Source organism: Ferrovibrio sp. (assembly GCF_964218355.1).
Classification (GTDB): Bacteria; Pseudomonadota; Alphaproteobacteria; order Ferrovibrionales; family Ferrovibrionaceae; genus Ferrovibrio.
Map to the genome: position 1 here is coordinate 17,697 of NZ_CAXPMC010000008.1, position 24,500 is coordinate 42,196.

Annotated in this window: 24 protein-coding genes; 9 read left to right on the top strand and 15 right to left on the bottom strand. The window is 66.6% G+C overall.

Annotated elements, in window-relative coordinates; genetic code table 11:
- The first annotated feature begins 15 nt into the window (after nucleotides 1-15).
- The 3 genes from ACEQZY_RS03415 to ACEQZY_RS03425 are packed head-to-tail and all read left to right on the top strand — an operon-like array spanning nucleotide 16 to nucleotide 2,499.
- Entirely contained in the window at nucleotides 16-318 is a 303-nt protein-coding gene (locus ACEQZY_RS03415) for a hypothetical protein (protein WP_370152296.1), read from the top strand.
- Nucleotides 319-349: 31 nt separating this feature from the next.
- On the top strand, nucleotides 350-1,705 hold the full coding sequence (locus tag ACEQZY_RS03420) for a TldD/PmbA family protein (protein ID WP_370152299.1): 1,356 nt from the start codon (nucleotides 350-352) through the stop codon (nucleotides 1,703-1,705).
- A 14-nt stretch (nucleotides 1,706-1,719) separates the two neighbouring features.
- Nucleotides 1,720-2,499: a 3'(2'),5'-bisphosphate nucleotidase CysQ gene (locus ACEQZY_RS03425; protein ID WP_370152301.1), complete on the top strand. Its 780-nt coding sequence runs from the start codon at nucleotides 1,720-1,722 to the stop codon at nucleotides 2,497-2,499.
- Here ACEQZY_RS03425 and ACEQZY_RS03430 read toward each other — a convergent pair.
- The 8 genes from ACEQZY_RS03430 to ACEQZY_RS03465 all read right to left on the bottom strand — a co-directional run bounded on the left by ACEQZY_RS03430 (nucleotide 2,496) and on the right by ACEQZY_RS03465 (nucleotide 11,937).
- Nucleotides 2,496-4,565 carry a molybdopterin-dependent oxidoreductase gene (locus ACEQZY_RS03430; RefSeq protein WP_370152304.1) on the bottom strand — a complete coding sequence of 690 codons (2,070 nt, stop codon included), beginning with the start codon at nucleotides 4,563-4,565 and terminating at the stop codon, nucleotides 2,496-2,498. The genes ACEQZY_RS03425 and ACEQZY_RS03430 overlap by 4 nt on opposite strands.
- 48 nt (nucleotides 4,566-4,613) lie before the next feature.
- Nucleotides 4,614-6,077 carry an NAD-dependent succinate-semialdehyde dehydrogenase gene (locus ACEQZY_RS03435; RefSeq protein WP_370152306.1) on the bottom strand — a complete coding sequence of 488 codons (1,464 nt, stop codon included), beginning with the start codon at nucleotides 6,075-6,077 and terminating at the stop codon, nucleotides 4,614-4,616.
- Between the two features lie 127 nt (nucleotides 6,078-6,204).
- Complete coding sequence (ppk2, locus tag ACEQZY_RS03440; protein ID WP_370152309.1) at nucleotides 6,205-6,981, bottom strand: polyphosphate kinase 2; 777 nt, start codon at nucleotides 6,979-6,981, stop codon at nucleotides 6,205-6,207.
- A 2-nt stretch (nucleotides 6,982-6,983) separates the two neighbouring features.
- Nucleotides 6,984-7,874, bottom strand: coding sequence for a pirin family protein (locus ACEQZY_RS03445; RefSeq protein ID WP_341702181.1), 891 nt, complete (start codon nucleotides 7,872-7,874; stop codon nucleotides 6,984-6,986).
- Between the two features lie 53 nt (nucleotides 7,875-7,927).
- On the bottom strand, nucleotides 7,928-8,989 hold the full coding sequence (locus ACEQZY_RS03450; RefSeq protein ID WP_341702180.1) for a PLP-dependent cysteine synthase family protein: 1,062 nt from the start codon (nucleotides 8,987-8,989) through the stop codon (nucleotides 7,928-7,930).
- Nucleotides 8,990-9,076: 87 nt separating this feature from the next.
- Complete coding sequence (locus ACEQZY_RS03455) at nucleotides 9,077-10,360, bottom strand: TRAP transporter large permease (RefSeq protein ID WP_341702179.1); 1,284 nt, start codon at nucleotides 10,358-10,360, stop codon at nucleotides 9,077-9,079.
- Nucleotides 10,360-10,830, bottom strand: a complete 471-nt coding sequence (locus ACEQZY_RS03460) for a TRAP transporter small permease (RefSeq protein WP_341702178.1) — start codon at nucleotides 10,828-10,830, stop codon at nucleotides 10,360-10,362. The genes ACEQZY_RS03455 and ACEQZY_RS03460 overlap by 1 nt, the downstream gene beginning before the upstream one ends.
- Nucleotides 10,831-10,932: 102 nt before the next feature.
- On the bottom strand, nucleotides 10,933-11,937 hold the full coding sequence (locus ACEQZY_RS03465) for a TRAP transporter substrate-binding protein (RefSeq protein WP_341702177.1): 1,005 nt from the start codon (nucleotides 11,935-11,937) through the stop codon (nucleotides 10,933-10,935).
- 145 nt (nucleotides 11,938-12,082) lie between these two features.
- Here ACEQZY_RS03465 and ACEQZY_RS03470 point away from each other — a divergent pair, with 145 nt between their 5' ends.
- From ACEQZY_RS03470 to ACEQZY_RS03495, 6 genes are all read left to right on the top strand, one after another.
- Nucleotides 12,083-12,853, top strand: coding sequence for a FadR/GntR family transcriptional regulator (locus ACEQZY_RS03470; protein WP_341702176.1), 771 nt, complete (start codon nucleotides 12,083-12,085; stop codon nucleotides 12,851-12,853).
- A gap of 14 nt (nucleotides 12,854-12,867) precedes the next feature.
- Complete coding sequence (kdgD, locus tag ACEQZY_RS03475; protein ID WP_370152316.1) at nucleotides 12,868-13,779, top strand: 5-dehydro-4-deoxyglucarate dehydratase; 912 nt, start codon at nucleotides 12,868-12,870, stop codon at nucleotides 13,777-13,779.
- A gap of 30 nt (nucleotides 13,780-13,809) precedes the next feature.
- Nucleotides 13,810-14,631: an NAD-dependent epimerase/dehydratase family protein gene (locus ACEQZY_RS03480; protein WP_370152319.1), complete on the top strand. Its 822-nt coding sequence runs from the start codon at nucleotides 13,810-13,812 to the stop codon at nucleotides 14,629-14,631.
- Nucleotides 14,632-14,633: 2 nt separating this feature from the next.
- Nucleotides 14,634-15,719, top strand: coding sequence for a mandelate racemase/muconate lactonizing enzyme family protein (locus ACEQZY_RS03485; protein WP_370152322.1), 1,086 nt, complete (start codon nucleotides 14,634-14,636; stop codon nucleotides 15,717-15,719).
- Nucleotides 15,720-15,734: 15 nt separating this feature from the next.
- Entirely contained in the window at nucleotides 15,735-16,589 is an 855-nt protein-coding gene (locus ACEQZY_RS03490) for an amidohydrolase family protein (RefSeq protein WP_341702172.1), read from the top strand.
- Between the two features lie 245 nt (nucleotides 16,590-16,834).
- The gene (locus ACEQZY_RS03495) at nucleotides 16,835-18,289 is read left to right on the top strand and encodes a DEAD/DEAH box helicase (RefSeq protein ID WP_341702171.1); all 1,455 of its coding nucleotides are present in this window, start codon (nucleotides 16,835-16,837) and stop codon (nucleotides 18,287-18,289) included.
- A 102-nt stretch (nucleotides 18,290-18,391) separates the two neighbouring features.
- Here the strand turns inward: ACEQZY_RS03495 and pcaC are convergent, their stop codons facing one another.
- From pcaC to pcaG, 7 genes are read right to left on the bottom strand one after another with little or no spacing between them, the layout of a single operon-like run.
- Complete coding sequence (pcaC, locus tag ACEQZY_RS03500; RefSeq protein WP_341702170.1) at nucleotides 18,392-18,787, bottom strand: 4-carboxymuconolactone decarboxylase; 396 nt, start codon at nucleotides 18,785-18,787, stop codon at nucleotides 18,392-18,394.
- 16 nt (nucleotides 18,788-18,803) lie between these two features.
- Nucleotides 18,804-19,589, bottom strand: coding sequence for a 3-oxoadipate enol-lactonase (gene pcaD, locus ACEQZY_RS03505; protein WP_341702169.1), 786 nt, complete (start codon nucleotides 19,587-19,589; stop codon nucleotides 18,804-18,806).
- Between the two features lie 18 nt (nucleotides 19,590-19,607).
- The gene (locus ACEQZY_RS03510) at nucleotides 19,608-20,960 is read right to left on the bottom strand and encodes a 3-carboxy-cis,cis-muconate cycloisomerase (RefSeq protein WP_341702168.1); all 1,353 of its coding nucleotides are present in this window, start codon (nucleotides 20,958-20,960) and stop codon (nucleotides 19,608-19,610) included.
- Nucleotides 20,961-20,994: 34 nt separating this feature from the next.
- Nucleotides 20,995-22,317 carry a TRAP transporter large permease gene (locus tag ACEQZY_RS03515; protein WP_370152329.1) on the bottom strand — a complete coding sequence of 441 codons (1,323 nt, stop codon included), beginning with the start codon at nucleotides 22,315-22,317 and terminating at the stop codon, nucleotides 20,995-20,997.
- Nucleotides 22,314-22,862, bottom strand: coding sequence for a TRAP transporter small permease (locus ACEQZY_RS03520; protein WP_341702166.1), 549 nt, complete (start codon nucleotides 22,860-22,862; stop codon nucleotides 22,314-22,316). Before ACEQZY_RS03520 ends, ACEQZY_RS03515 begins: the two co-directional genes overlap by 4 nt.
- Nucleotides 22,852-23,886, bottom strand: a complete 1,035-nt coding sequence (locus ACEQZY_RS03525) for a TRAP transporter substrate-binding protein (protein WP_341702165.1) — start codon at nucleotides 23,884-23,886, stop codon at nucleotides 22,852-22,854. The genes ACEQZY_RS03520 and ACEQZY_RS03525 overlap by 11 nt, the downstream gene beginning before the upstream one ends.
- Before the next feature lie 43 nt (nucleotides 23,887-23,929).
- Nucleotides 23,930-24,499 carry a protocatechuate 3,4-dioxygenase subunit alpha gene (gene pcaG / locus ACEQZY_RS03530; protein WP_341702164.1) on the bottom strand — a complete coding sequence of 190 codons (570 nt, stop codon included), beginning with the start codon at nucleotides 24,497-24,499 and terminating at the stop codon, nucleotides 23,930-23,932.
- Nucleotide 24,500 lies beyond the last annotated feature (1 nt).

A 24,500-nucleotide genomic window follows, 5' to 3' on the forward strand; every position in this document is an offset into this window, starting at 1 on the left:
CGGCCCGCACCTGCCATGCCGCTGCTTCAGCCCCGGAAGCCCGCCGAACGCGATATCCTGCCCTGGTGGCACCCGCATCTGCTGCTGCGCATGGCGTGGAACCTGCTGTTCTCGGCCGGGCTGGGCGCGGCCATCGGGACCATGGCCGCAGAGCTGTCGGCGCAGGTCGCCGCCGGCACGCTCGGCCGCCTCGGGATCGGCAGCCGCGACTGGCAGGACTGGGCGGCTGTCCTGCAGCCGCTGGGCTGGGCGTTTGGTTGCCTTATCGCCTTTGTTTCCTATATGTCATACAGGATGGACGATAAAACCGACGCCTAACCCCGCCCTTTCCCCGAGCATCCGAACGCCCATGTCAGACCCCCGCCAGCGTGCCGCAGAGGCACAGACCCTGCTTGCCGATCTGATTGCCGCCGCCCGCAAGGCCGGCGCCGAGACCGCGGATGCGGTCTATCACGAATCACGCTCGCTGAGCGCCGGCGTGCGCCTCGGCCAGCCCGAGGACGTGGAAAGCTCGGAGAGCCGCGATCTCGGCCTGCGTGTGCTGGTCGGCAGGCGCCAGGCCTGCGTCTCGACCACCGATTTCAGCCCGGCCGCCCAGCGCGACCTGATCGACCGGGCCGTCAGCATGGCCCGCGCCGCGCCGGAAGATGCCTATTGCGGCCTGCCCGACCCGTCGCAGCTGGCGACGGCGCCGGTCGATCTCGATCTCTTCGACGGCGTCGAACTGGAAATGCCGCAGCTGCTGGAGCGCGCCCAGGCCGCCGAGGCGGCCGCACTGGAGGTTTCCGGCGTCACCAATTCCGAGGGCGGCTCGGCCGGCCGGGGTTTCGGCCTGTCCGTCTATGCCAATTCGCTGGGTTTCAGCGGCGCCGGCTGGAACGGCTCGCACAGCATTTCCGCCGCCGCCATCGCCGGCAGGGATACCGGCATGGAGCGGGACTGGGATTACGAGGCGAAGACCCATTTCGACGAACTGCCAGATCCGGCCAGCGTCGGCCGCAAGGCCGGCGAGCGGGCCGTGCGGCGCCTGAACCCGCGCAAGCTGGACAGCGCGGCCATGCCGATCGTTTACGATCCGCGGGTCGCGACCTCGCTGGTCGGCCATCTCGCTTCCGCCGTGAATGGCGCTGCCGTCGCCCGCGGCACCTCCTTCCTGAAGGACCGGCTGGGCCAGATGGTCTTCGCGCCCGGCATCCGCATCGTCGACGATCCGCTGCGGCGGCGCGGCTTCCGCTCGCGCTGGTTCGACATGGAAGGCGTCGCCCGCCAGACCCGCGCCCTTGTCGAGGATGGCCGGCTGACCACCTGGCTGCTCGACTGCGGCACCGCCCGCCAGCTCGGCATGGCCACCACCGGCCATGCCTCGCGCGGCATGTCCTCGCCGCCTTCGCCGGCACCGACCAACATCTACCTGGCTCCGGGCCGGCAGAGCCCGGCGGAGCTGATGGCCGATATCCGCGAGGGCCTGTATGTGACCGAGCTGATCGGCATGGGCGTGAACGGCGTCACCGGTGATTACAGCCGTGGCGCCGCCGGTTTCGTGATCCGCAACGGCGAACTCGCCGAGCCGGTTTCGGAAATCACCATCGCCGGCAACCTGAAAGAGATGTTTGCACATCTTGTGCCGGCCAATGATCTGGAATTCCGCTTCGGGACCGATGCCCCCACCCTGCGGGTGGATGGCATGACCGTCGCCGGCCGCTGACGGCTGCCATCGCCATGTCTGCCGCCCTGCGCGAAGACCATGCCCTGCTGACGGCTGCCGTGCGCGATGCCGGTGCTGTCGCCCTGCGGTTTTTCCAGGGCGGCGTGAAATCCTGGCACAAGCGGCCCAACGATCCGGTTTCCGAAGCCGATCTCGCCGTCGACAGGCTGCTGCATGACCGGCTGACCGCCGCCCGCCCCGATTACGACTGGCTCAGCGAGGAAAGCGGCCAGGACCTGCGCGGCGGCCGGCTGCGCTGGATCGTCGATCCCATCGACGGCACCCGTGCCTTCATCGACGGCAAGCCGGAATTCACCGTCTGTGTCGCCCTGATGCAGGAGAACCGGCCGGTCCTTGGCGCGATCTTCAACCCGGCCAGCGACGAATTCTTCGAGGCCATTGCCGGCGGCGGCACCCGCCTGAACGGCCGGCCGGTGCAGGCCTCTGGCCATGCCGACCTGAACGAAGCGCGCTTCCTGGCCAGCCGCCGCACCTTCGAGCGCCATGGCTGGCTGGCCCGCACCGCCAAGGCGGATTTCGCCTACCGGAATTCCATCGCCTATCGCATGGCGCTGGTCGCCATCGGAAAATTCGATGCCGCCATCAGCCTCAGCGAAAAGAGCGACTGGGATGTCGCGGCGGCCGACCTCGTGGTCACCGAGGCCGGCGGCCGGGTCGCCACGGCGGCCGGCAGGCCGCTTGCCTATGACGCTGCACAGCACCGGCATCCGTCGGTGATTGCCAGCGGCGCCTATATCTTCGACGATCTGGTCGGCCTGCTGCAGGACCGCTAGGCGGCGCGCACCCAGATCGCCGTATCGTGAAAGGCCGCGCCGCCATTGGGCCGGGCGGCATCGGCACCGGTCAGCGCATTGATGCCGATGCCTTCCTCGAAGGCGGCATGCGGCCAGATGCTCTCGACGATCACCACGCCGCGCTGCACGCCGTCGAACAGCTTCGCATGCAGCTTCACGGTGCCGCGGCCGTTGCCCAGCCGCACCGCATCGCCATCGGCAATCGACAGGCCGGCGGCGTCTTCCGGGTGGAGGAAGGCGGTCGGCCGGCCCTCGCGGCCCTGCGAGGTCGGCGTTTCGGTGAAACTGGTATTGAGGAAATTGCGGGCCGGCGCCGTGACCAGCCGGAACGGCAGGGTCGGGCTGGCCGCCTCGATGCTGGTCCAGTGATCGGGCAGGGCCGGCATGCCGGTCGCATCCGGACCCATGGCCGCCCAGTCCGGCGCGAGCCGGAATTTCCCGTCCGGCCAGCCGAAACCGTCGAGGAAATGGCTTTCCCGGAAACCCGGCTGGCAGTCATGCCAGCGCTGGCGCCGCAGGGTCTCGACATCCGGCCAGCCCGAAGCCTTCAACGTCGCCTCGACGATCTCCAGCGCGGTCATGCCAAAGCCGGGATGCTCGGCGCCCAGCCGCCGCGCCAGCCCGCTGATCACGGCATGGTTCTCGCGTGCCTCGCCCGGTGCCTCGACCAGCTTCGGCCCCAGCAGGATGCTCTGCTGTCCGCCGGCCTGGTAGATATCGTCATGTTCGGTGAACATGGTGGCCGGCAGCACGATATCGGCCATCTTCGCCGTGGCCGTCATGAACTGCTCATGCACGCAGACGAACAGGTCGTCGCGTTCGAAACCGCGCCGGACCAGATTGGAATCCGGCGCCACCTCGACCGGATTGGTGCTCTGCACCAGCAGGGCGGTGACCGGCGGACCATGCCGCAGTGCCTGCGGATCGCCGCAGAGTATCGGCCCGATCTGCGACTGGTCGAGCATGCGGATCTTCGGATCCATCACATCGAGACCGTCGATCAGGGTCTTGTCCCAGTGGAAGATCGCCCCGTTATTGTGGAAGGCGCCGGCGCCTTCCAGCTGCCAGGCGCCGGTGACGCAGGCAATGCTGGTGGCGGCATGCATGTTGACCGCGCCATTGCGGCTGCGGGAAAAACCGTAGCCGAGCCGCAGGTAATGGCGCTTGCGCTCGCCCAGAAGATGCGCGAAGGCGGTTATCTCGTCCGCCGCAAGGCCGGTGATCGCCGCTGCCCAGTCTGGCGTGCGGTCCTGCAGGTGGCGCTCCAGCTCGGTCGCGCCGCTGGTATACCGGTCCAGGTAGTCGCGATCGGCGAATCCGTCGCGGAACAGCACATGCATCACCGCACAGGCCAGGGCCCCGTCGGTGCCCGGCCGCAGCATCAGATGCATGTCGGCCTGTTCCGCCGTGGCATTGCGGTAGGGATCGATCACCACGATCTTCGCGCCGCGTTCCTTGCGGGCACGCACGGCGTGGGTCATCACGTTGACCTGGGTATGCACCGCGTTGGTACCCCAGATCACCACGCAGTCGCTCAGCGCCATTTCGCGCGGATCGGGCCCGCGCAGCGCCCCGGTGCCGGCTATATAGCCGGCGCGGGCCAGGGTGACGCAGATGGTGGAATGCTGCCCGGAATAGCGCAGGGCATGACGCAGCCGGTTGATGCCATCGCGCTGCACCAGTCCCATGGTGCCGGCATAGTAATAGGGCCAGACCGTTTCGCTGCCATGCCGGGCGGCGGCCGCCCGGAAGGCTTCCGCCGTGTGGTCCAGCGCCTCGTCCCACGAAATGCGGGTGAACTGGCCGGACCCTTTCGGCCCGGTACGCCGCAGCGGATACAGGAGCCGCTCGCTGTGGTGGGCCCGTTCGGCATAGCGGGCAACCTTGGCGCAGATCACCCCCGCCGTGTATTCATTGGCCGCCGCCCCGCGCACCCGGCCGATCCGGTCCGGACCCAGCAGCTCGATCTCCAGCGCGCAGGTCGACGGGCAGTCATGCGGGCAGGCGGAATAGCCGAAGGTCTTGCTGGTCAGCGGTGCGTTCATCGGGTGTGGATCGGGGCTGGGGCCGGCTGATGGTACGGCCCGTCCGGATCAGCCGGCGATGCCGCCAAAGCACAGGTACTTGATCTCGACGAAACTGTCGATGCCGTATTTCGAGCCCTCGCGCCCCATCCCCGATTCCTTGACGCCGCCGAACGGTGCTTCCGCCGTCGAGATCAGGCCCTCGTTGATTCCGACCATGCCGTATTGCAGGCGTTCCGCCACCCGCCAGACCCGGGCGATGTCGCGGCTGTAGAAATAGGCGGCCAGGCCATAGGGGGTGTCATTGGCCAGCCGCACCGCCTCGGCCTCGTCCCGGAAACGGTACAGCATGGCCACCGGACCGAAGATTTCCTCCTGCGAGGCAGCCATCGCCATGGTGGCATCGCCGATCACGCTGGGCTGGTAGAAAGTGCCGCCGAGCTCGTGCCGTGCACCGCCCAGCAGCACCTTCGCCCCCCTGGCCGTCGCGTCGCCAACCAGTCGCTCGACCTTTTCCAGCGCCTCCGGGTTGATCAGCGGACCCTGGCTGACGCCCTCGCCGAAGCCGGGCCCGGTTTTCAGTTTCCCGGTCGCCTCGACCAGCTTGGCGGCAAAGGCATCATAGACGCCGTCCTGCACGAAGAAGCGGTTGGTGCAGACGCAGGTCTGCCCGGTATTGCGGTATTTCGAGATCATCGCCCCGGCCACCGCCGCATCGATATCCGCGTCGTCGAACACGATGAACGGTGCATTGCCGCCCAGTTCGAGCGACAGCTTCTTCAGCGTGTCGGCACTCTGGCGCATCAGGATCTTGCCGACCTCGGTGGAGCCGGTGAAGGAAACCTTGCGGACGGCCGGATTGGTGGTCAGCTCGATGCCGACCTCGATACCCTGCGCGGCGGTCACCACGTTCAGGACGCCCTTCGGCATGCCGGCCTCTTCCGCCAACCGCGCCAGCGCCAGCGCGCAGAGCGGCGTATCCTCGGCCGGCTTGATCACCACCGGGCAGCCGGCGGCCAGCGCCGGCGCGCATTTGCGGGTGATCATGGCGATCGGGAAATTCCATGGGGTGATCGCCGCCACCACGCCGATCGGCTGCTTCAGCACCACGATGCGCTTGTCGGCGGCATGGCCGGGAATGACGTCGCCGTAGATGCGCTTGGCCTCCTCGGCGAACCATTCGACGAAACTGGCGCCATAGGCCACCTCGCCCTTCGCCTCGGCCAGCGGCTTGCCCTGCTCCAGCACCATCAGCGCGGCGAGGTCTTCCTGGTGCTGCATCATCAGGTCGAACCACCGGCGCAGGATCGCCGACCGCTGCTTGGCCGGCAGCGCGGCCCAGGCCGGCCAGGCCGCTTCCGCGGCGGCAATCGCCCGCTTTGTCTCCGCCCGGCCCATATCGGGCACCTCGGCCACCAGACTGCCATCCGCCGGATTGGTCACCGGAAAGCTTCTGCCGCTGCCGGCGCCTGTCCAGGCACCGTCGATGAACGCCTGGCGGCGCAGCAGGTCGGCATGCTTCAGATGGGTCATGTGTCTGTCCTCCTGCGGCAGAACCTAATGCCGAATGCCGCGCCGATCCACCCCCCGGCACCCGATCCCCGGGACCCTGTCACCGATCGGGGATGCCCTTCCGTGGCGGGATCACGGAAGGATGCGTCTAGCCGGCCAGCCGGCCGTCATGCAGCGCCTCGACATCGAAGGGGAAAACGATCCTGCGGTCCGGGGCAATCTGCCTCGGCGCGGCCTTGCCCTCATAATCCAGCCGGCTGAGCAGGTCGCGGATCAGGTTCAGCCGCGCCGTCTTCTTGTCATCGGCACGGACCACGACCCAGGGAGCCGCAACGCTGTTGCAACGCGACAGCATGGCATCCCTGGCCCGGCTGTAGGCCTTCCAGTGTTTCAGCGCCACCTTGTCGATCGGACTGACCTTCCACTGCTTCAGCGGATCGCGGGTCCGCGCGGCCAGCCGCTTTTCCTGCTCCCTGCGATGGATGTCGAGATAATACTTGACCAGTCGGATGCCGGATCGCACCAGAAGCTCTTCGAAGACCGGCACCGCACCCATGAAGGCCTCGTATTCGGCATCCGTGCAGAAGCCCATCACCCGCTCGACACCGGCCCGGTTGTACCAGCTGCGATTGAAGAGGACGAACTCGCCGGCCGCCGGCAGATGCGCGACATGCCGCTGGAAATACCACTGGGTCTGCTCGCGGTCGGACGGCTTTCCCAGCGCCACGACGCGGGTTTCGCGCGGGCTCATATGCTCGGTGATCCGCTTGATGGTGCCGTCCTTGCCGGCGCCGTCCCGTCCCTCGATGATCACCAGCATCTTCTCGCCGCTGGCAATCAGGTGCCGCTGCAGGCGGACCAACTGAATCTGCAGCTTGCGCAGATCGGCCTGGTAATCCCCGTTCTCCGGCTGCCTGCGCCCCATGATCAGCCTTCCGGCAGCGGGATGAACTCGGTTTCTCCCGGCACCGGACCGAAGCGGCCGCTCTTCCAGTCGTCCTTGGCCTGTTCGATGCGGTCCTTCGACGACGACACGAAGTTCCACCACAGATGCCGTTCACCATCGAGCGGTGCGCCGCCCAGCAGCATCACGCGGGCCCCGCCGGCTGTCGCGATCTTCGGGCGGCGGCCCGGCTTCAGGACCAGCATGGTTCCGGCCTCGTAAGCCGCACCATCAAGTTCGATGGCGCCGGTGGCGACATAGATGGCCCGCTCCTCATATTCATCCGGCATGGCAATCGTCGCCCCGGCTGTGGCCTCGACATCGAGATAGAACATCGGCGCGAATGTCTCGGCCGGCGATTCCGCCCCGAAGGCCTTGCCGGCGATCAGGCGCATGCGCAGGCCGGGTTTCTCTATTTCCGGCAGGCTGCGGCCGGGATGGTGCCGGAAACCGGGCTCGGCCTCTTCGCGGTCGCGTGGCAGCGCAAGCCAGGACTGGATGCCGTGCAGGGCGGTGCCTTCCGCCCGCAGGGCATCGCGGGTCCGTTCCGAATGCACGATCCCGCGTCCCGCCACCATCCAGTTGACGTCGCCCGGCCGGATCGGCTGCACCACGCCCAGACTGTCGCGGTGCATGATCTCGCCTTCAAACAGGTAGGTCACCGTGGCCAGGCCGATATGCGGATGCGGGCGGACATCCAGCCCCTGCCCCTTCTCGAACCGGACAGGGCCCATATGGTCGAAAAACACGAACGGCCCGACATGCCGGCGTTTCGCGAATGGCAGGATGCGCCGGACCATGAAGCCTTCGCCCAGATCCCGGGTCCGCGGCGCAATCACCAGGTCGACGGATTCAGGCGGCAGTGTTTCAGACATGGGGCACCTCCTCGCGGCAGCTTACCTGCCTTCGGCGCCGTGCCCAAGAGGTCTCAGCACCAGTTGCCGCCGGCAACCGCCGCTTCCAGCCGCGCGGCATGGGGGGCAAGGTCGATACCCTGTGCCGCCAGCCAGTTATCGTCGTAATAGGTGCCGGCATAGCGTTCGCCGCCATCGCACAGCAGGGTCACCACGCTGCCGCTCTCGCCGGCGGCCCGCATCTCGCACAGCAGCTGGATCGCACCGGCGAAATTGGTGCCCGTCGAACCGCCGACCCGTCGGCCCAGCAGCCGCGAGGCCAGCCGCATGGCAGCCAGCGATGCGGCGTCGGGAACGCGGATCATGCGATCCACCACATCGGGCTGGAAGGAAGCCTCGACCCGCGGCCGGCCGATGCCCTCGATCCGGGAGGGCTGCCGACAGACCAGGGACGCATCGCGGCTGTGCCAGAAATCGTAGAAGACCGAATTCTCGACATCGACCACGCAGAGCTCGGTGGGATAATCCCGGTAGCGCAGATAGCGGCCGATCGTTGCCGAGGTGCCACCGGTGCCGGCTCCGACCACGATCCAGCGCGGCTGCGCATGTTCTTCCAGCCGCATCTGGCCGAGGATCGATTCGGCGATGTTGTTGTTGCCGCGCCAGTCGGTGGCGCGCTCGGAATAGGTGAACTGGTCCATGTAATGGCCGCCGCAGCCACGGGCCAGCTGTTCGGCCTCGGCATAGACATGGGCGGGAGAGTCCACCAGATGGCAGCGGCCGCCATAGAAGGCGATCTGCGCGATCTTCTCCGGCGAAGTCGCCCGCGGCATCACGGCCACGAAGGGCAGGCCCAGCAGCCGGGCGAAATAGGCTTCCGAGACCGCCGTCGACCCGGAAGATGCCTCGACGATGGTGGTCTGCGGACCGATCCAGCCGTTGCTCAGTCCGTACAGGAACAGCGAGCGGGCCAGCCGGTGCTTCAGGCTGCCGGTCGGATGACTGGATTCATCCTTGAAATAGAGCGCCATGCCGGGAAAGGCCGGCAATTCGAGGCGGAACAGATGGGTATCGGCGGAGCGGTTGAAATCCGCCTCGATACGGCGCAGCGCGTCGCTGACCCAGGCACGGGACATGATCGGACATCCAGCAGGGAACCTTCCCGACAGGGATAGCCGGACCGGCGCCCGGCGCCAAGGGGCGGGCGGCCCATCCGTGTCCGCTCAGCTCCCGAACAGTGCCGGCAGCCAGAGCGACAGGCCCGGCACATAGGTCACCAGCATCAGGCAGATGAAGAGGGCCCCGTAGAAGGGCAGCACGCTCTTCATGGCCTCCTCGATACTGATGCGGCCGATGGCGCAGCCGACGAACAGGACCGAACCGACCGGCGGCGTCAGCAGGCCGAGGCCCAGATTGACCATCATCATCATGCCGAAATGCACGGGGTCCATGCCCAGTGCCTTGACCACCGGCAGGAAAATCGGCGTGCAGATCAGGATCAGCGGCGCCATGTCCATGATCGTGCCCAGCAGCAGCAGCAGGATATTGATCAGCAGGAAGACCGCCCAGGGCTGGCTCGCCAGTCCGCCGAGCAGGTCGATCGCCATCTGCGGCACCTGATGCAGCGCCATCAGCCAGCCCACCGAATTGCCGGTGCCGATCACCAGCATCACCATCGCCGTGGTGCGAACCGCATTCATGGTGGCCCGCCGCAACCCCGCCCAGGTGAGGCTGCGGTAGACCACGCCGGTGACAAACAGGGCATAGAGAGCGCCGACCGCTGCCGATTCGGTCACCGTGAACACGCCGAACCGCACGCCGACCAGAATGATGACGGCAAGGCCGAGGCCGGGGATCGCGCCGAGGAAAGCGATGCCGACGGCGAGCCAGCCCGGAAATACCTCGCGCGGATAGTTCCGGCGCACCGCGACGATGCCGGCAACCACCATCAGCACCAGGGCCATCAGCAGGCCGGGCAGGATGCCCGCCGTGAACAGTGCGATCACCGATATGCTGCCGCCCGCGGCCAGCGAATAGATGATCATGTTATGGCTGGGCGGGATCATGATGCCGATCAGGGCGGCACTGGTCGTCACGTTCACCGCGTAATGAGTATCGTAACCGCGCCTGGCCATGCTCGGGATCAGCACCGACCCCAGCGCGGAGGCATCGGCCACCGCTGAACCGGATATGCCGCCGAACAGGGTGGATGACAGGATATTGACCTGCGCCAAGCCGCCGCGGAAGCGTCCGACCAGCGTCATGGCGAAATTGATCAGCCGTTCGGCGATGCCGCCATAGAGCATCAGTTCGCCGGCATAGATGAAGAACGGGATCGCCAGCAGGGAATAGATATTCATGCCCGAGGCGACGCGCTGGAACACCACCTCGGCCGGCAGGCCATCCCAGACAATGGTGGCGAATGCGGCAATACCCATGGAAAAGGCCACCGGCACGCCAAGGGCCAGCATGACCAGCATGGTTCCGAACAGCAGCAGCATCGACATCAGGCGGTGGTATCCCTGTAAGCGTCCTTGTCGATGGCGACACCGAAATGCATCGCCAGCAGACGCTCGACGACGAACAGGATGATCGCCGCTCCGGACAATGGCAGCGCGAAATAGAACAGACCTTCGGAAATATCGACGGTGGGCATGACATGTTCGGCCGTGGCCGCAACCAGCCGACCGCCATACCAGACCATGCCAAGGGCGAATCCGCCGACCGCAAGCAGGCTGAAGACCTCGGCGAAGACCCGCCCCCGGGGCGGCAGCAGTTCCAGCACCACCAGCATGCCCATATGGAATCCCTCGCGCACGCCCACCGCTGCCCCGAGCAGGCAGAGATACAGCATGAAGACCAGCGAGAGGGGCTCGGCCGCAATCGGCGTCTGATTCAGGGCATAACGGCCCCAGACCTGCCAGCCGACGGTCAACGTCATCACCAGCAGCAAAAGCGCGCTGACACCCAGCAGCATGTTGCCGATCCGTCGGCAGAGGCGTGAATAGGCTGGAAACATGGAACCGGTCACCGGGAAAGGGCTCGGCGGCCGGCGCACAGGCACCGGCCGCCATCGCAATCAGGCGTCAGGGGCATCCTGGATGCGCTTGACCAGTGCTTTCATCTTGTCGCTGGTCACGAAGCGGTCATAGACCGGCTTCATCGCATCCTGGAACGGCTTCTTGTCGACCTTCTCGACAATCTGGCAGCCGGCCGCCCGGACCACCTCTTCCGACTTCTTCTCGCGTTCGTCCCACAGCCGGCGCATCAGGGCCACGGAATCGCGGGCCGAGGCCCTGACGATCTCCTTGTCCTTGGCGTCAAGCTTGCTCCAGGCGATCTTCGACATCACCAGCACTTCCGGCGACAGCGAATGCTGGTCGAGCGAATAATGCTTGGCGACCTCGAAATGCCGCGAGGATTCATAGGACGGCCAGTTGTTCTCGGCACCATCGATCACACCGGTCTTGAGTGCCGTATAGACTTCGCCATACGGCATCGGCGTGGCGTTGGCACCGAGGGCCTGCACCAGGGCAACGAAGATGTCCGACGGGATGACGCGGATCTTCATGCCCTTCATGTCGGCCGGCGACAGGATCGGCCGTTCGCGGTTGTAGAAACTGCGGGCACCGCTGTCGTAGAAGCAGAGTCCGATAAAGCCATGCGGCTCGAAAGCGGCGAGAATCTCGTCGCCGATCTTGCCATCCATGGTACTGCGCATGTGCTGGGTGGAGCGGAACACGAACGGCAGCGACGGCACCGCCGATTCCGGCACGATGCCGTTGAACGGCGCCATGTTGATCCGGTTGAACTGCAGGGCGCCGATCTTGGTCTGCTCGATGGTGTCCTTCTCGTCGCCAAGCTGGCGGGAGTGGAAAACCTGCAGGGAAAGGCGGCCGCCCGACCGCTCCTTCATCAGCCGCCCCATCTCCTCGACGGCCTGCACGGTCGGATAGTCCGGCGGATGCACATCGGCGGAGCGGAAGCTCTGCGCCATCGCCGAGCGGCTGCTCAGCAGGGTCACGCCCATCGAACCGGCCACCAGACCGGCCCCGCTGAGGCGAAGCACCTCACGTCTGTTCATTCTGTTTCCTCCTGCCCGGCCGTCGCGCGGCCGGCATTTCCGTCCCTGTGGCTTCCGCAGGCTGCCGTTATGGCCAGGCTTGACCCCCGGAAGTATCCGGCCTATCATCATGTCATATGATAACCAGACATATGAGACCCTAATCTTGTCCGACCCGAATGACAAGCCCTTTTCGATGAGCCCCATCGCCGCCCGCAACCTGACGGCAGAACTGGTGGAGCGGCTGTCCGGGGAAATCCTCGCCGGCAAGCTGCCGCCCGGCTCGAAACTGCCCACCGAACAGGAAATGGTGGCCGCCACCGGCGTCAGCCGCACCGTGGTGCGCGAGGCGGTTGCCGCCCTGCGGGCCGAAGGCCTGGTGATTACCCGCCAGGGCGTGGGCGCGTTTGTCGCCGCCGATATCGACCGCCGCCCCTACCGGATCGACGAGGCAAGCCTCGATGTCGTGCAGGAGGTCATCAATGTGCTGGAGCTGCGGGCCGGGCTTGAAGCCGAGGCCGCCGCGCTGGCGGCCGAGCGCCGCAATCCGTCCCAGCTCGCTGCCATGCGCGCGGCACTCGACCGCATGGCGGCAGCCATCGAGGATGCCGAAGATGCCGTCGCACCGGATCTCGATTTCCACCGCACCGTCGCCGAAGCCACCGGCAACCCGCAATTCACCCACCTGTTCAGCTATCTCGGGTCGCTGCTGATCCCCCGTGCCCGCGTGCAGACCTTCCAGAGCGTCACCGACGACCGCAGCGCCTATCTGCGTCGCGTCAACCAGGAGCATGAGGATATCTATGCCGCGATCCAGCGGCAGGATGCCGCTGCGGCACGGGCGGCGATGCGGCTGCATCTGGGCAACAGCCGAGAACGACTGCGGCGGGCCATGGAAAGCGCCTCCCAACAAACATCTTCGCCGGGTAACGCGTAAACACCGAGGACAATATGGAACCGAATGCGCTCAAGGCCGCGATCTCCGCCGGCCTGCTGTCTTTTCCCGTCACCGATTTCGATGCCGGCGGCGCTTTCGAACCGAACGGCTACCGCCGCCGCCTGGAATGGCTGATGCCCTACGGCGCCAGCGCCCTGTTTGCCGCCGGCGGCACCGGGGAATTCTTCTCGCTGGCGCCGGACGAATATGCCGCCGTCATCCGCACCGCCGTCGAAACCTGCCGTGGCCGGGTGCCAATCATCGCCGGCACCGGCTACGGCACCCGGCAGGCCATCGCCTATGCCCGGGAAGCCGAACGGCTCGGCGCTGCCGGCCTGCTGATCATGCCGCATTATCTGGTCGAGGCCGATGCCGAGGGCATCAGCCGGCATATCGCCGCGATCTGCAAGTCGGTAAAAATCGGCGCCATCGTCTACAATCGCGGCGTCTGTCGGCTGGGCCCGGATGCCCTGGAAGAACTGGCCGCCGAATGCCCGAACCTGATCGGCTTCAAGGATGGCATCGGCGACCTTGAACTGATGGTGGCCATCCGTCGCCGCATGGGCGACCGCTTCGCCTATCTGGGCGGCCTGCCGACAGCGGAATTCTTCGCTGCGCCCTACAGGGCGATGGGGGTGCCGGTATATTCTTCCGCCGTCTTCAACTTCATTCCGAAGACCGCCATGGATTTCTACCGGGCCATCGCCGCCAATGACGAGGCGACTGCGACCCGCATCCTTGACGATTTCTTCATGCCCTACTCGAAAATCCGCAACCGCCGGCCCGGTTACGCCGTCAGCATCATCAAGGCCGGCACGCGGCTGGTCGGCCAGGATGCCGGCCCGGTACGCACGCCGCTGATGGATTGCAGCGACGAAGAGCATAGGATGCTGAAGGCACTGATCGATCGCATGGGTCCGCAATAGCCGGACGCGCCGCCGGGGGAGAGAAACATCATGAAAAGAGTTCTGCTGACCGGGGCCACGGGCGGTGTCGGCACGCGGCTGCGCAGTCTGCTCAAGCCGGTCTACCCCGACCTCGTGCTCAGCGACCTGAAGCCGCCGGCCGATCTGGCGCCGGGGGAGACCTTCATCGCCGCCGATCTCGCCGATGCCGATGCCATCGAAGCGGCCTGCGCCGGCGTCGAGGGCATCGTGCATCTGGGCGGCTTCTCGGTGGAAGGACCCTGGGAAACGATCCTCAGCGCGAACATCATCGGCTGCCACAACCTCTTCGAGGCCGCCCGCAAGCAGGGCGTGAAACGGATCGTCTTCGCCTCCTCGAACCACGTGATGGGCTTTTATCCCCGCAGCCACAAGATCGGTGTCGAGGCAATCCCCAGACCCGATACCCGCTATGGCCTCAGCAAGCTGTTCGGTGAAGGCCTCGGCGCCCTGTATGCCCACAAGCACGGCATCGGCACGCTGAGCATCCGCATCGGCAATTTCGGCGACCGGCCGATCGACGAACGCCGGCTGGCGATCTGGCTGCAGCCCGACGACCTGGTGCAGCTGATCCGCATCGGCCTGGAAAAGCCAGATCTGGTCTACGAGGTGGTCTACGGCATGTCGGACAACAAGCGGACCTGGTGGGACAATGCGGCCGCTCTGCGGCTGGGCTACCGGCCGCAGGGCCGTTCCGAGGACTTTGCGGCCGCGGCGCTGGAAGCCCAGAAATCGCTGCCTCCCGATCCGGTCGGCGACTTTTTCCAGGGCGGCAGCCCCTTCTGCAGCCAGGAATTCGACAATGACTTCGAGGTCCTGAAAAAACTGCTCTGACGATGCGCATCAAAACCATCGCGGCGATCCCGCTGCGCATCCCATTCGGCGACCGCTATGGCGGCCCCCGCGCCAAACGGCGCGGCTGGACCGAATTCGACAGCCTGCTGGTGCGGGTGGAGGCGGATGACGGCACCGTCGGTTGGGGTGAGGCCTTTGCCTATAGCTGCCTGTCGACGGTCCGCACCGCCATCGAGGAGATGGTCGCGCCGCTGGCAACCGGCCGCGAGGTCGGTGATATCGCCACCTTCAGCCGGATGCTGCAGAAGGAGCTGCATATCTGGGGCCGCTACGGCATCACCATCTTCGCCCTGTCCGGCCTCGACATTGCCCTGTGGGACATCGCGGCAAAGCAGGCCGGCAAAAGCCTTGCGGAATATCTGGGCGGCCGGCGGCGCCATGACCTGCCGGCCTATGCCAGCCTCGTGCGCTATGGCGGACCACAGCCGGTCGATGCCATGGTGCGGCAGACGGTCGCCGACGGCTATAACGACGTGAAGCTGCATGAAACCACGTATGAGACGATTGCCGCCGCCCGACTGGCCGCCGGCGCCGACATCCGGCTGACCGCCGACATCAATTGCGGCTGGAGTCTCGCCGAGGCCGAAGACATGCTGCCGAGAATGCGGGCGCTGGACCTGTACTGGGTCGAGGAACCGGTCTTCCCGCCGGAGGATTACGAGACATTGCAGGCGCTCGGCCGTTTTGGCGTGGCGCTGGCCGCCGGCGAGAATGCCTGCACGGCAATGGAATTCGCCCGCCTGGTCCCGGCACTGGCCTTTCCGCAGCCCAGCGTGATCAAGGTCGGTGGCATCAGTGAATTTCTCGCCGTGGCCGATCTGGCGCGCCGGGCCGGAAAACCGCTGATGCCGCACACGCCCTATTTCGGGCCGGGTTACTGGGCTACCCTGCAGCTGGCCGCGCATCTGCAGGAAATCGCCCTCTTCGAATTCCTCTACGTGCACCCGGAAGCCTTCTGCGGCCGCGACATCCCCCTGCCCGACCGGGGCCACATTGCCATTCCCGATGCACCAGGCATCGGCTTCACCCCGGACGACGATACCCTGCGGCGCTGCCGTGTCGCCTGACCCATGGAGATTGCAATGGATTACGTCCGCACGCTGACCGGACCGAAGCCGAAACTGCAGATGCCGGCCGATGCCTGCGACACCCATATCCACTTCTATGACAGCCGGTATGCGGCCGTGCCCGGTACGCCAACTCCGCCGGATGCCTCCGTGGCCGACTACCGGCAGGTGATGGACTGGCTGGACATCCGGCGTGCCGTCGTTGTCCAGCCCAATGCCTATGGCGACGACAACCGCCTGACCCTCGACGCGGTGGCGCAACTGGGAACCGATGCGCGGGCGGTCGTGGTCGTAAAGCCCGGCACCAGCGACGCCGAGCTTGAGCGGCTGACCAGGGCCGGCGCCCGTGGCCTGCGGGTGATGGCGCTGCTGGGCGGCACGCTCGGGCTCGACCTGCTGGAGGAAATGGCGGCCCGCGTGCATCCCTTCGGCTGGCATGTGCTGGTGCAGCTGGACGGTCGCGACCTGCCGCAGCACGAGGCCACCATCCGTCGCCTGCCCTGCAACGTCGTCATCGACCATATCGGCAAATTCCTGGAACCGGTGCCGGCCGACCACCCGTCCTTCCGCTGCCTGCTGCGGCTGGTGGAAACCGGCCGGGTCTGGGTCAAGCTGGCCGCCGCCTACGAAACCTCGAAAACCGGAGCGCCCGCCTATGCCGATGTGGGTGTACTGGCCCGCGCTCTGGTGAAGGCCGCGCCCGAACGCATGATCTGGGCCAGCAACTGGCCCCATGCCCAGGCCCACCGGTTCGGCTATCCGGACGATGCCGCCCTGCTCGACCTGCTGCTCGACTGGGCACCGGATGCAGCCGACCGCCGGAAAATCCTCGCCGACAATCCGGCGGAATTGTACGGGTTCGGCAGCTAACCGGTTATTTCCCTTGACGGCGGCCGGTCCAGGCCCCATATAGCGCCTGTCGTTTCGACGACCTCTTGCGTCGTGGCCGCGTGAGCGAAAAGCACAAACCGGCTTTTTCGTCCTGCCCGACGCCTCGAATTCCCATTCACGACCCAGGTCACGCGGGGACGTTTTTACCGGACCCGCGTCCGACCGTTGCGCTGCAGGCGTATCCGCCTGGCGCCGTCGTATGCCCCTATCCTGAGGATTCCGTTTTGACCAGTTTCAATGATCTCGGCCTGTGCCAGCCGCTTCTCAACGCGCTGACCGCCGGCAAGTATACCCAGCCCACCCCAATCCAGACCCAGGCCATTCCCCCGGTTCTCGCCGGCCGCGACCTGCTCGGCATCGCCCAGACCGGCACCGGCAAGACCGCGGCCTTCGCACTGCCGATCCTGCAGCGCCTGGCCGACACCCGCCACCGCCCGGCACCGAAGACCTGCCGCGCCCTGATCCTGAGCCCGACCCGCGAACTGGCGGCCCAGATCGCCGACAAATTCCGGGCCTATGGCCGCGAAATGGGCCTGTCCGTCGCCACCGTCTTCGGCGGCGTCGGCATGAACCCGCAGATCCAGACCCTTGGCCGCGGCGTCGACATCCTCGTCGCCACGCCGGGTCGACTGATCGACCATATGGACCGCCGCACCCTGAGCCTCGCCGCAGTCGAGACCGTGGTGCTGGACGAAGCCGACCAGATGCTGGATCTCGGCTTCGTGCATGCGATCCGCAAGATTTCCGCCGCGCTGCCGAAGCGCCGTCAGAGCCTGTTCTTCTCGGCCACCATGCCGCAGAGCATCGGCCAGCTGGCCGCCGGCTTCCTGCATGATCCGGTCAGGGTCGAGGTCACCCCGGCCGCCACCACGGTCGAGCGCATCGAGCAGTCGGTTATTTTCGTCGAGGCCGATCGCAAACGGGCCCTGCTGGCCGAGATCATGGCCGATCCGGCCATGGAGCGCACCCTGGTCTTCACCCGCACCAAGCATGGCGCCGACCGCGTCGCCCGCCATCTCGGCAACAGCAAGGTGCCGGCTGCCGCCATCCACGGCAACAAGTCGCAAAGCCAGCGCGAGCGCGCCCTCGCCGATTTCAAGGCCGGCCGCATCCGCGTGCTTGTCGCCACCGACATCGCCGCCCGCGGCATCGATGTGACCGGCGTCAGCCATGTGGTGAATTTCGAGCTGCCGAACGTGCCGGAAAGCTATGTCCACCGCATCGGCCGCACCGCGCGGGCCGGCCGCGACGGCAAGGCGATTTCCTTCTGTGCCCAGGATGAGCGCGGCCTGCTGCGCGACATCGAGCGCACCACCCGGCAGCGCATCGCTGCGACCGACCGCCGCAGCGATGCGGCACTGGCCGCGGCCAGTGCCGTTGCCAACCAGAACGACCGGCAGGAAAACCGCTCCTCCCACGACCAGCGCAGCGACGGTCCGCACCGCCAGGGCCAGCGTCCTGCCGGCAACCGCCATGGCGGCCACCGGACCGACGGGCAGCGCGCGGACGGGCACCGCTCTGACGGGCACCGGACTGAGGGACATCGGACCGAGGGTGCCCACAAGCCGGGCAATGGCGGCCGGCCGTTCCACAAGAAGAAGCCGCGCGGCCAGGGTGACAATCGTCCGGGCGGCAATCGCCAGGGCGGCCGCCCGCAGGGCCAGGCCCGCGCCGGCTGACCTGCCGGCAGCAGACCTCTCGGCAGCTGACCTGCCGGTATCCCGCATGAAAAACGGCGCCCTGTGCAACAGGGCGCCGTTTGCCTTTCTGGCCGGCCGCGCTCAGCCCTGTTTCGCAGCCTGCTCCATCTCGGCAAAGACCGTTTCCGCCATATGGACGGCGCTGTTCGCCGCCGGCACGCCGCAATAGATGGCCGCCTGCAGGATCACTTCCTTGATATCCTCGCGGGTCAGACCGTTATTGAAGGCCGCCCGCACATGCAGCTTGAACTCGTCGCCGCGGTTCAGAGCGATCATCATCGACAGGGTCATGCAGCTGCGCGTCTTGCGGTCGAGGCCCGGCCGGGTCCAGATCTCGCCCCAGGCATAGCGGGTGATGAGATTCTGGAATTCCTCGTTGAACGGATTGATCCTGGTCAGCGAGCGGTCGACATGGGCATCGCCCAGCACAGCCCGCCGGACGGTCATACCGGCATTGTAGCGATCCTTGTCATCCATTCCCGTTCTCCGGATTTCACGCCTTGAGGAAGCCGAGCAGCGCCAGGGTGAACGCCGTCTCGCATTCGATGTTGGACAGGTGCGCCGCAGGCAGCTCGACATAGCGGGCACCCGGAATGCTGTCCGCCGCCGCGCGGCCATCCGCCGCCGGGGTTGCCAGATCATGACTGCCGGCGATCACCAGAACCGGCAGCCGGATTCCGGCAATCGCTGCGCGCTGGTCCATGTCGCGCACGGCCGCACAGGCGGCGCAGTAGCCGGCCGGCGCCGTTGCCCGCAGCATCGCGGCAATGCGTTCGACCGCCTGCGGCTGCGCTGCCACGAATCCTTCGGTGAACCAGCGCTGGATCACGCCGGCCACGATGGCCTCCATGCCGCCCGCCTCGACCGTCGCGATGCGGCCGTTCCAGACATCCGGCGTGCCGATTTTGGCAGCGGTGTTGCAGAGCACCAGCCGGCTGAACCGCGCAGGCGCATGCACCCCCAGCCACATGCCGGTCATGCCTCCCATCGACAGGCCGCAGAAAGCCGCACGGGCAATGCCCAGACCGTCCATGAGGACCAGGACATCCCGCCCAAGCCGGTCGACCTGATAGGCGGCCGGCGACAGCCCTGACCCGCCATGGCCGCGGGTGTCGTAGCGCAGCACACGGTGGCCTGCCGCCATCAAAGCCGGCATCTGCGCATCCCACATCGCCAGGTCGGTGCCCAGCGAGTTCGACAGAACCAGGACTGGCGCGGCCTCGGGCCCGTCGAGGCGATAGTTCAGGCTGACGCCGTCGTCGGTGACAATGCTCGGCATGGATCCTCCGGAGATGAATCAGGTCCGGCGCGCGGCCAGCACACGGTCGACCAGGGTCGCGGCCACGCCGACATAGCCAAGCGGGTCGAACAGCCGTTCCAGATCGGCCGGCGACAGATGCGCCGTGACGGCCGGTTCGGCGGCAAGCAGCTCACGCAGATGCCGCTTTTCGGCAATGGCGCGATGCGACGCCGCCTCGATCAGGTCGTGGGCGGCAAGCCGGCCGATCTTCGCGCCCAGCGCCATCATCACGGCCTCGGCCATGATCAGGCCGTCGGTTTCGTCGAGATTGGCCCGCATCCGCGCGGCATCCACCTCGAGGCCGGCCATGGTATCCGCCATCTGGGCCGTCGCGCCGGCCGCCAGCCGCAGCAGCTCCGGCAGGGCCTGCCATTCGGCATGCCAGCCGCCCAGGCCGCGCTCATGCTCCTGCACCATGCCGGACAGGACCGTGCCGACCAGATGCGGCGCCCGGACAGCGGCAGCCAGCACGCTCGCTGCCGCGACCGGGTTGCGCTTGTGCGGCATGGTCGACGAACCGCCGCGGCCGGCGCCGGCCGGCTCGAAGGCCTCGCCCACATCGGTCTGCATCAGCAGCGACACATCGCGGGCAATCTTGCCGAGGCTGCCGACCAGCAGGCCAAGCATCGTCGCACATTCGCCGACGCGGTCGCGGGCCGCATGCCAGGGCATGTCGGGCAGGCCGAGCTTGAGATCCCCGGCCAGGGCCGCAGCAACATCCAGCCCGCGATCACCCAGCGCCGCCAGGGTGCCGGCGGCACCACCGAACTGCAGCACCAGCAACCGCGGCTTCAGTTCGTCCAGCCGCTGCCGGTGCCGTTCGACGGCATCCAGCCAGCCGGCCGCCTTGAGACCGAAAGTGACCGGCAGGGCATGCTGCAGCCAGGTGCGGCCGACCACCGGCGTATCGCGGTGGCGCGCGGCCAGTCCGGCCAGGGCCGCAGACAGCCGTCCGAGATCCGCCTCCAGCCCGCCGAGGGCACGGCGCAGCTGCAGGACCAGGCCGGTATCCATGGCATCCTGGCTGGTGGCGCCCCAGTGGACATACCGCGCGGCCTCGGCATCCGCCGCGGCAACCCGTGCGGTCAGCTGCTTGACCAGTGGAATGGCCGGGTTGCCGGCCCGGGCCGTCGCCGCCGCCAGGGCCGGCACCTCGTAGAAGGCGGCGTCGCATTCGGCCACGATCGCCGCGACGGCCGCGGGCGGGATCACGCCCGCTTTTGCCTCGGCACGGGCCAGGGCTGCCTCGAAATCCAGCATGCCCTGCAGCCTTGCGCCGTCCGACAGGGCGGCATCCGCCGCTGTCGTCGAGAAAAGCGGGTCGAACAGGCCGGTCGGGTTGCTTGTCATGGCGCCAGTCAGTCCAGTTACCAAGTCGGTCCAGTTACCAGTTTACCAGCGTCAGCAGGCCGTAGGTCAGCGGCGGGAACGCGACGAGAAAGCCGACGCGGACCACGTCCGAGATCAGGAACGGCACGACGCCCCGGAAAGTCTGCCGCATCGGCACGTCCCGCGCCAGCTTGTTGATGACAAAGACATTCATTCCGACCGGCGGGGTGATCAGGCCGACTTCGACCACGATCAGCACCAGAATGCCGAACCAGATTGCCGTCTGCTCGGCGGTCAGGCCAAAATCGAGGCTCATGACTGCCGGCAGGAAAATCGGCAGGGTGAGGATGATCATGCTGAGCGAATCCATCAGGCAGCCCAGCACCAGATAGACCAGCAGGATCAGGATCAGGATGACCATCGGCGACAGGCCGCTGCTGCCGATGGTGTCGGCCAGGACCTGCGGCACTCCGCTCAGCGCCATGAAGGAGTTGAAGGTCTCGGCACCGATCAGGATCATGAAGATCATGCCGGTGCTGACAGCCGTGTCGCGCAGGCAGTCCAGCAGGGCGCGCAGGCGCATGCCGTTCAGCCCCATCGCGATCAGCAGGCTGCCCAGCGTGCCGAAGGCCGCGGCCTCGGTCGGCGTGAAGATGCCGGTATAGATTCCGCCCAGCACCAGGACGAACAGCAGTAGGATCGGCACCATGTTGCGGATCGCGGCAGCCCGTTCGGACCAGCTCGACCGCGCGCCGGCCGGAGCCGCGGATGGGTTGATCCGGGCATAGACGGCGATGGCAATCATGTAGCCGATGGTGGCGAGGATGCCGGGCAGGAAGGCGGCGAAAAACAGCTTGGCGATATTCTGCTCGGCCAGGATGCAGTAGACGATCAGCGGAATCGACGGCGGGATCAGGATGCCGAGCGTGCCGCCGGCCGCCAGCGCCGCCGTGGCATGGCCGCCGGCATAGCCGTACCGCTTCATTTCCGGCAGCGCCACCTGCCCCATGGTGGCCGCCGTCGCCAGCGACGAGCCGCAGATCGCGCCGAACATGGCACAGGCACCGATCGCGGCCATCGACAGGCCGCCGCGCACATGGCCCAGGAATGCATTGGCGCCGGCGAACAGCGACCGGCTGATTCCGGATCGCGAGGCGATATAGCCCATCAGCAGGAAGAGCGGGATGACCGAGAAGCTCTCCGACGACAGCAGGTAGAACGGGCCGGTCTTCAGCTGGCTCAGCAGCGGCAGCCAGCCGGCCAGAACGATATAGCCGGCCGCGCCGGACAGCAGCATGGCGATGGCGATCGGAACCCGGATCACCATCATCACGATCATGACAAGGATAAAGAGGATACCGATGGAGAAACCGCTCACGATGCGTCTCCCTGCGACGTGACGGGATTTCGGAAATCGCGCCAGGCGGCAATCAGGCTGGCCAGCGTCAGCAGGGCGAAGGACGGCACCACGGCTATGAAGCCGATCCAGGTCGGCAGGCGCAGCACCATGGTTTCGTCTCCGGCCTGCCGCAGGTCGATGCCGCCCAGCGCCAGCCGCCAGGTCAGGACACCAGCCACCAGCGCGACCAGCAGACCGGCAACGATGTCAAGCCAGCGGCGCATTGCCGCCGGGGCATTCTCGGTGAAGACATCGACGATCACGTTGCCCTTGTTGAGCTGGCAATAGGGGAAGAACAGGGCGATGGCGGCCGCCATCAGCAGGCCGACCAGCTCGATATCGCCGGGTACCGGCAGGTTGAAGAAATAGCGCCCCAGCACGCTGACCACCGTAACGATCGCCGCGATCAGCAGAATGACGCCGCCGGCAACCGCCAGCAGCCCGCAGAAGCGGTCGAAAAGCGATGGCGGCCGGGTTCCGGCCGCCATCTCCACGCCGCTCGTATCGAACAGCTTATTTGCCATACTTGTCGATCAGCGCCTGCGCTGCCGCCAGCAGCTTGGCACCGTCCTTGCCCTGCTTGTTCATTTCCTCGACCCAGGCCTGGGTGACCGGCTCGGCCAGCTTGCGCATCTTGGCCACTTCCGCCTCCGGCATGGTCAGCATCTTGTTGCCGCGCTTGGTGGCCGCATCGAGGCCGGGCTTCTCGACATCTTCCCAGGCTGCGCCGATCTTGCCGGTCAGCGCCGCGCCGGAATTGGCATCGACCACCTTCTTCTGATCGGCCGACAGGCCGTCATAGGTCTTCTTGTTCATGCCAAGCAGGAACACCGAGGTATACAGGCCGCGCGCACCCGGAATCTGGGTATGATGGTCGGTCAGTTCGTAGAGGCGCAGGGAGACAGTGACCTCCCACGGCACCACGGCGCCGTCGATCACGCTTTTCGACAATGCCTCCGGGGTCTGCGGAACCGGCATGAAGACCGGCACGGCACCGTATTTGGCCAGCGCATCGCCGACCGGCCGCGACGGCGCCCGCAGACGCAGACCGGACAGGTCCTCCACCTTCTGCACCGCCTTGCCCTTGGTGTGGATCAGGCCGCGGGCATGCACATGGAACAGGATCGGATGGATGTCGGCGAATTCCTCCTTGGCATAGGCCTGATAGAAATCCCAGGCCGCCTTGGTGGTCGCTTCGGCGTTGTTGATCATGAAGGGCAGCTCGAACACCGACATGATCGGAAACCGCCCCGGCGTATAGCTCGGCAGGGTCCACACGACATCGGCAACACCATCACGCACCTGGTCGATCAGCTGCGGCGGCTTGCCGCCCAGCTGCATGGACGGAAAGATGCGCGACTTGATCTGTCCCTTGGACTGCTCCTCGAGCGCCTTGGCCCAGGGTTCGATCAGCACCTTCTGGGCCGGCGCCACGGCCGGCAGGAAATGCTGGATCTTCAGTTCCACGTCCTGTGCCTGCAGCGGCAGGGCAAGGCCTGCGATGCCGGCCGCCGCAAAGGCTGCGAGATACAGATTACGAATGGTCATTTTTGTTCCTCCCGTTGAACGGATATTGCCCCATACTCTTCACTTAACAATCAAAAAACACGGTCTCCTCCGCACCCTGCATGACCAGGTTCCAGCGGTAGCGATTGCTGCCCGGTTCGCGCTGCGCGATCAGGGTCGGCCGGCGGCTCTCATCCCCGATCAGGCCAAGAACCGGATCGGCGGCATTGCCGGCCTCGTCCGAGAAATAAATCCGCGTGTAGAGATGCCGCAGCATGCCGCGCATGAACACGCAGACCACGATATGCGGCGCCTGCAGGCTGTTGCCGGGCCCCGGAACGCTGCCGGGCTTGACCGTGGTGAAGCTGAACTGTCCGTCCCGGTCGGTCGGCACCCGGCCGAAGCCGAGAAACCCGCCATCCAGCGGCTTGTCCTGGGTATCCTCCGGATGGGCGTATCTGCCGGCTGCATTGGCCTGCCAGAATTCCAGCAGGGCATCCGGGATCGGCTGGCCTTCGCCGTCCAGCACCCGGCCAGCAATGACGATCGTCTCGCCCTGCGTGGCATCGGCTGCGATATCGGGAAAGGTCATTCGGGTCAGCCCGAGATGCAGATACGGGCCGACGGTCTGCGATGCGGTGGGGGTCCGGGTCATT